General features: G+C 68.0%; 10 protein-coding genes. 3 read left to right on the plus strand and 7 right to left on the minus strand.

Translation table 11 applies throughout. The features are described 5' to 3' along the window. Positions 1-35 precede the first annotated feature (35 nt). A complete protein-coding gene (locus ETD96_RS01435) occupies positions 36-1,790 on the minus strand; it encodes a VanW family protein (RefSeq protein ID WP_138632725.1) in 1,755 nt (584 codons plus the stop codon). Between the two features lie 260 nt (positions 1,791-2,050). On the opposite strand from ETD96_RS01435, the gene ETD96_RS01440 reads away from it, so the two are divergent. After that, positions 2,051-2,905: a class I SAM-dependent methyltransferase gene (locus ETD96_RS01440; RefSeq protein ID WP_138632728.1), complete on the plus strand. Its 855-nt coding sequence runs from the start codon at positions 2,051-2,053 to the stop codon at positions 2,903-2,905. Between the two features lie 42 nt (positions 2,906-2,947). Here the strand turns inward: ETD96_RS01440 and ETD96_RS01445 are convergent, their stop codons facing one another. Beyond that, complete coding sequence (locus ETD96_RS01445) at positions 2,948-3,415, minus strand: hypothetical protein (protein ID WP_338072525.1); 468 nt, start codon at positions 3,413-3,415, stop codon at positions 2,948-2,950. Positions 3,416-3,528: 113 nt separating this feature from the next. Further along, a complete protein-coding gene (locus ETD96_RS01450; RefSeq protein ID WP_138632731.1) occupies positions 3,529-4,320 on the minus strand; it encodes an AraC family transcriptional regulator in 792 nt (263 codons plus the stop codon). A 199-nt stretch (positions 4,321-4,519) separates the two neighbouring features. On the opposite strand from ETD96_RS01450, the gene ETD96_RS01455 reads away from it, so the two are divergent. Then, positions 4,520-5,917, plus strand: coding sequence for a DHA2 family efflux MFS transporter permease subunit (locus ETD96_RS01455; protein WP_274704586.1), 1,398 nt, complete (start codon positions 4,520-4,522; stop codon positions 5,915-5,917). A gap of 215 nt (positions 5,918-6,132) precedes the next feature. Further along, positions 6,133-7,560, plus strand: a complete 1,428-nt coding sequence (locus tag ETD96_RS01460; protein ID WP_138632737.1) for an MFS transporter — start codon at positions 6,133-6,135, stop codon at positions 7,558-7,560. Between the two features lie 73 nt (positions 7,561-7,633). Here the strand turns inward: ETD96_RS01460 and ETD96_RS01465 are convergent, their stop codons facing one another. The 4 genes from ETD96_RS01465 to nuoK are packed head-to-tail and all read right to left on the minus strand — an operon-like array spanning position 7,634 to position 12,667. Continuing rightward, positions 7,634-9,019: an NADH-quinone oxidoreductase subunit N gene (locus ETD96_RS01465; protein ID WP_240807082.1), complete on the minus strand. Its 1,386-nt coding sequence runs from the start codon at positions 9,017-9,019 to the stop codon at positions 7,634-7,636. Continuing rightward, positions 9,016-10,515, minus strand: a complete 1,500-nt coding sequence (locus ETD96_RS01470; protein ID WP_240807084.1) for a complex I subunit 4 family protein — start codon at positions 10,513-10,515, stop codon at positions 9,016-9,018. The genes ETD96_RS01465 and ETD96_RS01470 overlap by 4 nt, the downstream gene beginning before the upstream one ends. Next, complete coding sequence (locus tag ETD96_RS01475; RefSeq protein ID WP_138632740.1) at positions 10,512-12,386, minus strand: NADH-quinone oxidoreductase subunit 5 family protein; 1,875 nt, start codon at positions 12,384-12,386, stop codon at positions 10,512-10,514. Before ETD96_RS01475 ends, ETD96_RS01470 begins: the two co-directional genes overlap by 4 nt. Next, positions 12,383-12,667, minus strand: a complete 285-nt coding sequence (gene nuoK, locus ETD96_RS01480; RefSeq protein ID WP_240807086.1) for an NADH-quinone oxidoreductase subunit NuoK — start codon at positions 12,665-12,667, stop codon at positions 12,383-12,385. The genes ETD96_RS01475 and nuoK overlap by 4 nt, the downstream gene beginning before the upstream one ends. Positions 12,668-12,676 lie beyond the last annotated feature (9 nt).

The following is a 12,676-nucleotide window of genomic DNA, read 5'->3' on the forward strand; positions in this document are numbered from 1 at the left end:
AACCGGCTGTGGACAGGACCGCGGGCTGTCGCTCGCTACCGGCACGTGATGCGGGGCTCGGCCTCATACGTGGTGTGGAACTTCTGGCGGCGCACCTCTTTCCCGTTCTGCTTGAAGATACGCCAGACGTCGATCTGGAAACCCTCGGCTCCGGGCATCGGGATGCACTTCGGCCCCGACTCGGTCTTGCTCTCGAAGCTCTTGATCGCGTACTTGCCGGAACTCTTCGATTCGATCTCGTAGCGCTTGGTGCTCCAGAAACTCACGGTGACGGACGTGCCGGTGTAGGCCGTGTCGACGAGGACGCCGTAAGGCGAGTCGTTGCGCCACCGGAAATCCGGCTGGGGGAAGGAGACGGTCGACTCGCGTCCGGCCGGGTAGCGGGAGATGTAGTACGAGTGAGGAGTGTGCTGGACGTCCTGCAGCCCGCCGAAGAAGACGGCGTTGAACATCGTCGTCGCGAACTGGGAGATCCCGCCGCCGACATCGTCCACGTACCGTCCGTTGAGGATCATCGGCGCCTCCACGAAGCCGCGCGCCTTGTCGCGCTTGCCGACGATTCCGTTGAGGGAGAAGGTCTCGCCGGGCCGGACGATATAGCCGTCGAGGATGCCGGCGATGGTGTGGATGTTCTTGACCCGAGGCGCGCAGCACGGATGGCGGGTGGTGAAGGAACTGATCTTCTGCTTGATGCCCAGGTTGCGGGCCTGATCGGTCGCGACCCGCGGCTTGTCGACGGTCATCGGCAAGGTCACCTCACGTCCTTGCGGCCGCAGTACCGCTCCGGCGACCGTGTCACCGAGTGCTCGGGTGTCGACTGCCCGGCCCGCCACGGAGGGGACGAGGGCGAGCTTGCCCGACTTGACGTTGAACGTGGCGTCGCGGGCAGGACGCTCAAGAGCACGCAACCTCGTACCCAGTTCCCGCGCCAATCCCGGGCCGTCGACGCGTGGACTCACCCTGCCCGCTTGATCAGGTGCGAAGACAAGGTAGGGAGCGAAGCTCCTTGGCGCTACCGTGATCCGCTCACCATCCACGACCAAGCCGACCGGTCCGGACATGGCGACCTGTGCGGGTCCCGCCGCGACCCGGCGGATCTCGTTCGCGTCCGCCTTGGGCTTCAACGGGCTTGTCTGAAGTTCGGGAATGGTCGACTTGCCTTCCAGCACCGCGAGGAAAGCGGCCTTGATCGGCCCGGCGGCCGCCTGCGCGTCCAGCCCGGTGCCCGGCTGTGGAAGTACGGTCTCGGGTGTGGTTCCGCGGAACTTCACGGCCCCTTCCCGCACGGACGTGCCGATCCGTTTGTTGATCTGGCCCAGGGTGGCGGCGAACCGGGTCTCGTCTATGCGGACCTGAGGAGTGATCTCCCGTCCGCCGAAAACAGCGGAGAACACTGAGGTGAACCCGAATCCGCCTTGTAGGGCCGCGTCCACGGTCGCCCGGGAATCCAGGGACAGCCCGGCCTCCGCAGGTTCAAGCGTCACCTCTCGGCCCTGAACTCGCACCTGGAGCGGCTGAGCGGCACGTGGGCCGAGTTCCCTTTCGAGGCGTTCCACGGCGGATCGCTCACTGAGCCCGCCGATGTCGACCCCCACTACCGAGGTTCCCCGCGGCACGCCGGTCCCGGCGTACACCGCTGCACCGCCGTAGCCGACGGCCGTGACAATGACCAGGGCCGCGACGGAGAGGAGCAGGGCTCGCCGGGGGCGGCTTCGGACGGCCAGGACGATCCGAGCAGCGGGCGGTTTCGCCGTGTCCTCAGATGACGGACGTGTGGTGTGCACTGCCACCTCTTCTCCGGGAGCGTTCCTGATGCCGGGACCAGACTACTAAGTACCGTAGTAGAGAAATGACGGAAGTAAGCCCTGTCGGGCAAGGCGTCCCTGGCTGGAGTACGTGGAGAAGCCTTCCGCGTACATATGCACGTCTCGTAGTTCGCGGGTGAGCTGCCAGCGGTTCAGTGATGTCCGATTCGGGTGGGCGAGCGCATCTACTAAGAGTACGTAGTACTATGCTCATGTAGTAGTAAGGCGCTGTCGGAGGGAGAACGATGACCACCGCACCTTCAGGCTCGTCCGGCATGGACGGCGAGAACGGTTGGAAGAGCACGGCTGGACAGCACTGGGTTCAGCACGAGGATCGTCACGACCGAATGCTCGCGTCCCTCACATCCCGGCTCATGAGCACAGCCGGGATCTCCGGGACGGACAAGATCCTCGACATCGGCTGTGGATGCGGCGAGACCAGCCGTATCGCCGCCCGGCAGGCCGCGGACGGTGAGGTCCTCGGCGTCGACATTTCGGCACCGATGCTCGCCCGGGCCCGTGTGCGCGCCGAAGAAGAGGGCCTGGCCAACCTTCGCTTCGAAGAGGCTGACGCCGCGACGGCGCAGCTCCCGGACGCGTACTACGACCTCGTGCTCAGCCGGTTCGGCGTGATGTTCTTCGATGACGCCAGGGCGGCCTTCGAGAACATCTCGCGATCGCTTCGCCCCGGTGGTCGGCTGGCCTTTCTCTGCTGGCAGGAGGTCATGCAGAACGAGCACATCGTCGTCCCCTTCAGTGTGCTGGCTGCACACGCGCCGGTACCGGACATCGGGGGGCCCGATGCTCCCGGTCCGTTCTCGCTTGCCGACCCCGAGCGGATTCGCGAACTGCTCAACGATGCCGGCTGCACCGACATCAAGATCGAGCCGCTACACGAGCGGCTTCGCCTGGGGGCGGACGTGCCGGACGCGCTGGCCTACTTCAGCGAGCACCCGGCGGCCTCGTCGAGCATCACAGCCATGGATGAAGCCACGCTGGCGAAGGTTGCCGACGAGTTGGCGGAGGCGATCCGGCCGTACCAAACTCCCGAGGGTGTGTTCTTCGGCTCCGCTGCCTGGCTGGTCACGGCCCGGCGCTGACCGACCGCATCCGAGTTCAGGGGTCGGGTGCCCGGTGAGAGTTCAGGTCTCCACTGGTGCAATGGTCTCAGGGCGAGGCGAGGGCGTGCGGCACTCCCGTAGTGCCCGCAGGCGCCGACGGAGCGCCTCTGCCAGGAGCAGCAGCGAGGCCACCGCGAGCACCGGCTGGAACGGCGCGAAGTAGGAGAGCGCCCCGCCGAATCCAATGGCGAGTACCACGAGCTTGTTGCACACGGGGCACCCGACCGCGAACAAGGAGACCAAGCCGCCGGCGAACGCCTTCTTGCCCTGATTGACCACCGGACGAACTGGAGCGATATACGTCGCCAGCAGCAGGCCCTCCAGAACGGCGGTCAATCCGAGGACGGGGTAGTTCCACCACAGCACAGGGGTCATCCGCGTGTAGAAATCGGTGGGGACTACACCTGTTGGCACCCCGATCGCGAAGGCCGTGACCGCAGCCCCGCCCAGGGCGACACCCCACTGCCGCCACGTCCAGCTTCGCATCATGACCTCCTGCTCCGGGTTACCTACTATTAAGGGTAGTAGAAAGCTGTGCGGGCGGTCTTGGCCTTCGGTCACCTCGGCTCGCTGACAGTGCCGTAGCCGACAACCCAACCGGCTCAATCGGGCTTCGCGGGCCTCGCGATGTCGGTGTCACCGCCGAGATAGCGGCTAGGGGAGGTGCCGGCGGTGCGCCGGAAGGCTGCGAGGAACGCGCTCGGAGTCGCGTATCCGACAGCGTGTGCGGCATGGGAGACGGGTCGGCCTTCGGCGAGCAAGGACAGGGCGGTGCGCATCCGCATGTGGATGCGCCAGCGATCGAAGCTCATTCCGGTGTCGTTGACGAACAGCCGAGTCAGCGTCCGTCGGCTCACCCCGACCGCGCGGGCGTGCGCCTCAAGGCTGCGTTGATCTGCGGGGTCGGCGAGCAGCGCTCGGGTGACGGCTTGAACGCGTTCGTCGACGGCTTCGGGCACGTCGATGGGCGTTGTCGGGAGCGGATTCAGGAGGTCCAGCACGACCGCCTCGGCTCGGAGCCGGACGTCATCGTCGAGGTCGTTGCGGGCGAGGTAGGCGATCAGGTGGGCGAGGAGCCCGTCCACACCGACCGGCGTGGGGACGGCCCAGTCGAGGGCGCACCGGCCCGGTTCGAGGTAGAGGCTGCACAGCACCGCGTCGCGGGTTGCGCCGGTTCGGTGGACGACCCCGGCCGGCAGCCACAATGCGCGAGTGGGCGGTAGTACCCAGTGTGCATTACCGACCACCACGCAGAGCACGCCCCGTCGCGTCCACGCCAGCTGGTGTTGCGGGTGGCTGTGGGGATCGAACCACTGCCCTGACGACAGCGGGAAGTGCCCGACGACGATCGCGCCCACCTCGGTCGGAGCGGCACCCACCACGAAATCGGCCATACCGCCCCACCGTATGTCCTCAATGCGACAGCATGCGGCCTCAGTGCGGATCGTCACCGCCGCGCCCAATGCCTAGCGTGATCGCATGCCGACTGATCATTCCCGTCAAGCATGCACGGACCAGGCTGGTGGCGCGGCTGTCGCGGTATCGGAGCCGGAGCCGTCCGCCGGGCCCGAGCGTCGCCGTCTCGCGCTAATCGTGCTCTGTTTCGTCCAGTTCATGCTCACCTTGGACGACACCGTCGTGAGCGTTGCACTGCCCAGCGTCCGGGACGCCCTGGAGTTCGACGGCACTGGCCTTGCCTGGGTCGTCAACGCCTACTTCCTTGCCTTCGGAGGACTGCTGTTGCTGTTCGGCCGCATGGCCGACCTGCTGGGCCGCCGTCGCGTCTTTCTCGCGGGGGTCGCGCTGTTCGGCGCGGCAAGCCTGGCGTGCGGTCTCGCCCAGGAGCCCTGGCAGCTGGTGGCCGGGCGGTTCGTGCAAGGTGCGGGTGCCGCCATGGCGGGGCCCGCGGCGCTGTCGCTGATCACCCTGCTGTTCCCCGGAACCGAGGAGCGCGCCAAGGCCCTCGGCATCTGGGGTGGCATCGCCGGTTTGGGCGGCACCCTGGGGCTCGTGCTCTCCGGTTTCCTCACCGGCCTTCTTTCCTGGCGCTGGATCTTTTTGATCAATCTGCCTGTCGCCCTGGTCGCCTGCGCGCTGCTCCCGCGTCTGGTCGCGGAGAGCCGAGCGACCCGTGCGGCACGCTTGGACGTCACCGGTGCCGTTCTGGGCACCGCCGCGGTCTTGACACTGGTCTACGGACTCCTCCAGGCCGGCGAGGCTGGCTGGACGGACGCGGGTGTTGTGGCCCCGGTAATCCTTGCCGCCGTGCTGGTGGCCGGGTTTCTCGTCGTCGAAGCGCGCGCGGCCGAGCCCCTCCTGCCATTGCCGTTCCTGAAGCTCCGGACGCGCGCCGTCGGCAATGGCATGACCCTGCTCTTCTCGGCGGCCTTCTATGCGATGGCCTTCCTGCTGATGATCCATCTGCAGACCGTCCTCGGCTATGACCCGCTCAAGGCCGGTATTGCCTACCTGCCCTACGGCGCCGGAATCCTCGCGGGCATATGGCTGTCCTCCCGCGCCCTGATCAAATTCGGGATGCGCTCGACGCTGGTCCTGTCCTTCCTGGTCAGCGCCGCTGGTTTGCTCTTGCTGTCAAGGGTGGCGCCAGCCGATTCTTACGCATCCGGGGTGCTCCCGGGCATGCTCGTCACGAGCCTTGGGTGTGGCTTGAGCCTGCCTACGCTGACCGTCGCCGCACTCACGCGCACCACCGAGGAGGATGCCGGTCTCGGCTCGGCCATCTTCAGTTCCGTGCAGCAGGTGGGCGGCGCCGTCGGGGTGGCAGTCCTGGTCACCGTGGCCGCACGCCGCAGCGACACGGTGGCCGATACGTCCGACCGGCTGCACGCCGCAACCGAAGGCTTCACCCTGGCCCTCACGATCGCCGCCGCCCTTCTGGTGCTCGGTGCCGCTCTGATCGCCGGCCTGCTAGGGGGCGCCGTTCAGGACCCGCGACCCGGTGGTGAAGGACCCACGACGCAACCGGGATAAGTCCAGGTGAGTAGGGCTGTTCGGTGAGCAGGGGCTCCTCCTCCCAGGGAGCGTGTTCAGGTCCGGGACGGCCGGTACCAGGCACTGGATCACTGTCCGGTTTCCATAGGAGGTCAGAAATTCCACCAACACTCGGGAAGATTTACCCCCGGGGGGTATGTTACCTCCTGGCAAACATACCCCCGGGGGGTGCGTCTCGCGAAGGGTGGACTGTCATGTCCGCAGATCCGAAGCGATGGTGGGCGCTCGCCGTGCTCGCCACCGCCCAGTTCATGGTCATCATGGACACCTCGATCATCGGGGTCGCGCTCCCCGACATGCAGCGCGAACTCGGGTTCAGCCAGAGCGGCTTGCAATGGGTCTTCAACGCCTACGTCGTCGCCCTGGGCGGGTTGCTACTGCTCGGCGGCAAGCTGTCGGACCTGTTCGGCGCGCGACGGGTGTTCGCGGCCGGGTGGCTGGTCCTGATCGGCGGGTCGGTGATCGCGGCCGCGGCCACGGGGGCCGAGGTCGAGATCGTCGGCCGCGCGGTTCAAGGCGTCGGCTCGGCGCTGATCGCACCGTCGGCGCTGACGTTGCTGATGGTGCTGTTCTCGGCACGGCCGAAGGAGCTGGCCAAGGCGATGGCGTTCTACGGCGCCGCGGCTCCGGCAGGCGGTACTGCAGGGGTCTTCCTCGGCGGTGTAATCACCGAGTGGCTGAGTTGGCCGTGGGTGTTCATCATCTACATCCCGATCGGCCTGCTCACGCTGGCCATGGTCCCGGCCGTCCTGCCGGACGTTCCCGGACGCCGTGTCGGGCTTGACGTACTCGGCGCACTCGCCGTCACGGCCGGGCTCGGCCTCGCCGTCTACGCGATCGTCCAGGCGCCCGAGCGAGGCTGGGATTCCGCCGCGACGGTCCTGCAGCTCGGCGGCGCCGCCCTGCTGCTGGCGGTCTTCGTCGGGCTGCAGCGGATCGTCCGCAGTCCGCTGATGCCGCTCTCGGTGTGGCGCACCCCGAACCTGGCGGGTGCCAACGTCGCGATGACGCTGCTCGGCGCCGCGTGGATCCCGATGTGGTACTTCCTCAACCTCTACCTCCAGCAGGTCCTGGGGTACGGGGCGTTCCCGAGCGGCGCGGCGCTGCTGCCGATGACGGCGCTGATGATGGTGCTGATGGTCGGCGTCACCGGACGACTCATCGCCCGGTTCGGCACCAAGCCGCTCATCGTCGCCGGCCTCGTCGTCCTGGCGGGCGGCCTGTCGGTGCTGTCCACGATCGACGTGGGCGGGAGCTTCGTCACCGACGTCCTGCCCGGGTCGTTGATCTCCGCAGTCGGCATGTCGCTGGTGTTCATCCCGGCCACCATGGCGGCGATCGGCGGTGTGTCCGCGGAGCAGGGCGGTCTGGCGTCCGGGATCGTCAACACCACCTACCAGGTCGGCTCGGCCATCGGCCTGGCCGTGATGACCGCCATCGCCACCTCGCGGGGCGCGGATGAGCTCGGCGACCTACCCAGCCTGACCGACGGTTTCCAGGCCGCGTTCATTGGGGCCGCCGTCGTCGCGTTGGCGGGTGCCGGACTTGCCCTGGTCACGCTGCGGACCCCCAGCGTCCAAGGAGGGGCCGAAGAGCAGGTCAAGGTGAAGATCCAGTCATGATCGGGTGTAGCAAGGCCGCCGCCCGGGTCACCTGCCTGGGCGGCGCGGCCATGCCAGGGAGCTGTCGGCAAGGTCAGCCGATGCTGAGCGCGACGCCGCTTCCGATGCCGAGGGCGAGGGAGATCGCAGCTGCCAGATAGGCCGTCCATTGGGCAGTGCGGTCCAGACTCTCGTCTCGGTCGGAGTCTCCGGCGAATGCGGGCACGATCCAGCGCAGGTAGTAGAAGACGCTGGCGACGGAGTTGACGGCGGCGACGGCGGCGAGCCACGCGTAGTCACCGTCCAGCGCCGCGCCGAACAGAAGGAGTTTGCCGACGAACACGGCGGTGGGCGGTGTGCCCACCAGACCCAATAGGCAGATCACCAGGGACACCGCCAAGAGCCGAGAGCGTCGTATCAGCGCGCCGTAGGCTCCCAGGTTGTCGCGACCGACGGCGATGACGATGGCGAAAGCGCCGATATTGGTGATGGCGTATGCGGCGAGATAGAACAGTAGAGCCGGTTCGGCGAGGTCGGTGCGCCCGGTCATCGCGACAGGCACCAGCAGATAGCCGGCCTGGCTGACGGTGGAGTAGGCGAGAAGCCGCCGGACGTTGTCCTGCCTGAACGCGGCGAGATTGCCCAAGGTCATGGTCGCGGTGGCGATGACCGCGATGAGCAGCGGCCAGTCGCCCACGCCGGGTGGAAGGGCTTCGGCCGCGAAGCGGTAGAGGGCGGCGAAGGCCCCGATCTTCGGGACGGTGGTGACGAACGCCGCGACGACCGGGGGAGCGCCCTCAGTGACGTCCGGCACCCAGAAGTGGGCGGGTACGGCGCCAGCCTTGAAGAGCAGCCCGGCCAGGAGAAGGACGACGCCCACCATGACAGCGCCGTCCGGGGCCGCCACGAGTTCGGCACGGAGTGATTCGTAGGACGTGCCGCGGCCGAGCCCGTAGAGCAGGGTCACGCCGGCCAGCATGAGAATGCCCAGGAAAGCGCCTACGAGGTAGTACTTGAGCGCAGCCTCTGTCCCCGGCGCGTCTTTCCCGAAGCCCGCCAGCGCATATCCGGGGATGCTGGCCAGCAGATAGGCCGCCACCAGCACCAGAAGATCGGACGCGGCGCCGAGCATGATCGTGCCGAGCGCCGCCATCAGGATCAGGACGTAGAACTCGCTCTCCCTGCGGTGGCCCCGCATCGGGCCCAGAGCGAGCACGATGACCAGCAGTGTCGCCGCCAGGACGACGATTCGTGTCACGTGGGTGATGGGGTCGAGCATGAACGCGTCGAAGGTCATCAAGTCCGCCCGGCGGGCGGCGAGGGTCGCGGCCACCAGGCCGGCCACCAGCCCGAGCACGGATAGCGCGGCAACGACCCATTGCCGGGTTCGCGGCAGGAACGACCCCGTGAGCAGCCCGATCACGGCGGCGCCGAGGATGAACAGTTCCGGCAGGAGGTCTGCCGGATTCTCGCGCATCATCGCGCCACCAAGGAGACCACCGTGGCGGAGATCGGCTCGATGACGTCCAACAAGAACCGCGGCGCGACGCCGATGACCACCGTCAGCGCCAGCAGCGGGACGATCGCGCCGAGTTCACTGCGGTGCGCCTCGGCGACCTGTGCCGTCAACTCGCCCGGAGGGCCCAGGACGGCGCGGTGCAGCAGGCGTAGGAACAGCGCGGCGGTGATGAGGATGCCCAGGATCGCCAACGCGCCGACGACGACGAGTCCGGTGCCGCCGCTGCCGATCACCCCCGTGAAGATCTGGAACTCGGCGATGAAGCCGGAGAAGCCGGGCAGCCCGAGGGAGGCGAACGCGCCGACCGCGACCAGGCCAGAGAACACGGGGGCACGTGCGGCCAACCCGCCGAAACGACCCATGTCGTAGGTGCCGGCTCGGTCATAGAACATCCCGGCCAGCAGGAACAGCGCGCCGGTGATCAGCCCGTGGCTCACCATCTGGGTGACGGCGCCGGTCACCGCGAGCTGCCGCGCCGCCTGGTCGCCGAGGGCGCCGGCGGCGCCGAGCGCCACGATGATGTACCCCATGTGGTTGACCGAGGTGTAGGCGATCAGCCGCTTGAGGTCCTCTTGCGCATAGGCCACCAGGGCTCCGTACAGAACGCTGATCAGGCCGACGATGATGATCACCCAGGCGTAGCGGCGCCAGGCATCGGGGAGCATGGGCATCGCGATCCGGACGAAGCCGTAGGTGCCCATCTTCAGCAGGACGCCGGCCAGGATCGCCGATCCGGCGGCGGGCGCGTCGGTGTGCGCGGGCGGCAGCCAGGTGTGGAACGGCACGGTCGGCGTCTTGATGGCCAGGCCGATGCCGATCGCCAACAGGACGAGTCCGGCAAGGCCCGGCGAACCCGCCAGCGGCGGCGTGCGCGTCAGCTCCACCATGTCGAAGGTGTGCGGCTCGGCACCGAGGTAGAGGCCGATGAACCCCAGCAGCAGGACGAGTGAACCGAGGAAGGTGTAGAGGAAGAACTTCAGCGCTGACCGCATCCTGTCGCCATGTCCCCACCCGGCGATGACGAAGTACATGCCGACGATGGACAGATCGAAGAACACGAAGAACAGCAGCAGATCCAGGGCTGCGAACAGACCGAGTGAGACCGTCTGCAGGATCAGGAAGAGCCCGGCGAAGGCACGCACCTGCCGTTCTTGGCGCAGCGAGTAGATCGCGCAGGTCAGGAACAGCAGTGAGGTCAAGGCCAGCAGAGGTAGCGACAGTCCGTCGACGCCGATGTGATAGCCGGCGGAGACGGACGGGATCCAGCGCACGTTCGTCTCGTAGGAGATCCCGTCGCCGGTGCCGTGCCCGATCCACATGGCGACGACCAGGGCGAAGTCGATGGCGCACGCGACGATCCACGTCCAGGTCACCGCGCGGGCGCCGAGCCTGGGGACCGTGTAGAGCCCGAGCGCGACAGCGAGCGGAAGGAAGATCACTAGGGAGAGCACGTTCACCTGACCAGGAGGACGATGAGGATGAGCACGGCGAACAGGACGGCGGCCTGCGCGTAGTAGGTGTGCGCCTGGCCGGTCTGCGGGCGGCGGGCGAGGTCGGCCAGCCGGCGGGCTCCCCGTCCGACCGCGTTGACGAACCCGTCCACCCTTACCTCGATCCGGAGGCCGGCCAGCGCGGCGGCGAGCCGTCCGGTGGCGGCTGTCGCACGCACTCCACCGTCGATGACCCGGTCGTCGAATCGGGCGAGTGCTGTGGCCAGCGCGAACACCGGGCGGGCGACGAGCAGTTCGGCGAGCCGTTCGAGATGCAGCCAGTGCTGGGCGGGAGCCGTCCACGCCGTCCGGATCCGACCGCCATTGCGCATGAGGACCCAGGTGAGCGCTAGGACGAGCAGCACCAGGGCGGCGGAGAGTGCCAGCTCGGCCGGACTCGGGCTCGGCTCCTGTCCGGCACCGAGGAGGTGCCGCCACGCTTCGTCCACCACCGGCAGTGCGAAGACGCCAAGCACCGCGGAGCCGAGGGCCAGCGCGGGCAGCGGCAGCTTTTCCAGCAGGCCGATGTGCCGTGTCCCGGCCTGCTCGGTGTCCGTTCGTGTGGCCGCGTCGATCGGCTGGGCCACGGCGAACAGCGCCCGCGCCGCATAACCGGCTGACAGCAACGCTGCCGCGAGCCCGACCGCGTACAGCAAGGGAGAGTGCTCCAACGCGGTGCTGAGAACCGTGTCCTTGGTGGCCCAGAGCGACAGAGGCGGCACCCCGGCAAGGGCGAGCAATCCGATTCCGAAGGTGACGCCGACCAGGCGGTACCGGCGGCCCGCACCATGCAGCTCGGTGAGGTCCTTGGTGCCGAGGGCGCTGAGGAAGGCGCCGGCGCCCAGGAACAGCAGGCTCTTCACGGCGGCGTGTGCGACTAGATGCGCGGTGCCACCGGCAACTGCGCCGACTCCGGAGCCGAGCACCATGAATCCGATCTGCGCACAGGTCGACGCCGCCAGCAGTTGTTTGAGGTCGCGCTGGACCAGGGCGACCGCTCCCAGCAGCAGCGCGGTGATCGCGCCAAGCCAAGCCACCAGCGAGGCGGCCCAGCCGGTCGCCGCCATCAGCGGTTCCAGGCGCAGCAGCAGGTACGCACCGGCGGCCACCATGGTCGCTGAGTGCAGCAGGGCCGAGACCGGGCTCGGGCCGTCCATCGCCCGCGAGAGCCAGAACGAGAACGGTAGCTGCGCCGACTTGCCCAGCGCGGCTAGGACGACCCCGGCAGCGACCACATCCCGCCACGGACCCTCCGCGGCGCCCAGTTCATCGAGGCTCAGCGAGCCCGTTCCGAGCAGGGCGGCGCCGGCGGCGAAGTAGAGGCCGAGGTCACCGGCGCGCGTGGTGACGAAGGAGATGTCAGCCGAGCTGACCCTTCGTCGCTCGCGCCACCAGAAGCCGATGAGCGCGTACGACATCGCGCCCATGACCTCCCAGCCCATCAGCAGGACTGCCAGGTCGGTCGCGGTGACCGTCACCAGCATCGCTCCGGTGAACACCAGCATCAGGCCGAAGAAGCGTGCTCGTGACTCGCTCGGGGAGAACTCTCCGGCGGAGAACAGGAGCACGGCGAGGCTGACCGACGTGACTGTGAGGACGAGGGCGGCGGAAAGCCCGTCCACCGCCATACCGGCGGGCAGCCGACCGAAGAGCGGGAACTGCACGACCGGACGCGTCAATACCGCCGCGATCGCCAGGCACAGCGCCGCGAGCGCGGCCGCCACCGCGATCGTGGGCGCCGCCCTGTTCAGGCCGCGTCCGAGGACGAAGCGCCCGGTGAGCAGGAACACGCCGGTCGCGATCGGGACTGCCGGCAGGAGCCAGCCGAGGACGCTCATCCTTTGAGATCTCCGGCCTCGTCGGTCATGTCGACGTCGCGGGTACGGAACAGTGCGGTGACGACGGCGAACCCCATCGCCATCTCCAGCGCCATCACGGTCACGGCCACGAGCACAAGTACCTGGCCGTCCGCCGTTCCGGGCGCGACGTAGAACCAGAACGCCCCGCCCGCGACCAACACGCCGTTGATCATGAGTTCGAGACCCATCATCAGCATCACGATCGACTGCTGGGACAGCGCCCCGTACAACCCCACCGAGAACAGGGCGGCGGCGAGCACGAGAAAAAC

It is taken from the genome of Actinomadura geliboluensis, assembly GCF_005889745.1.
GTDB lineage: Bacteria > Actinomycetota > Actinomycetes > Streptosporangiales > Streptosporangiaceae > Spirillospora > Spirillospora geliboluensis.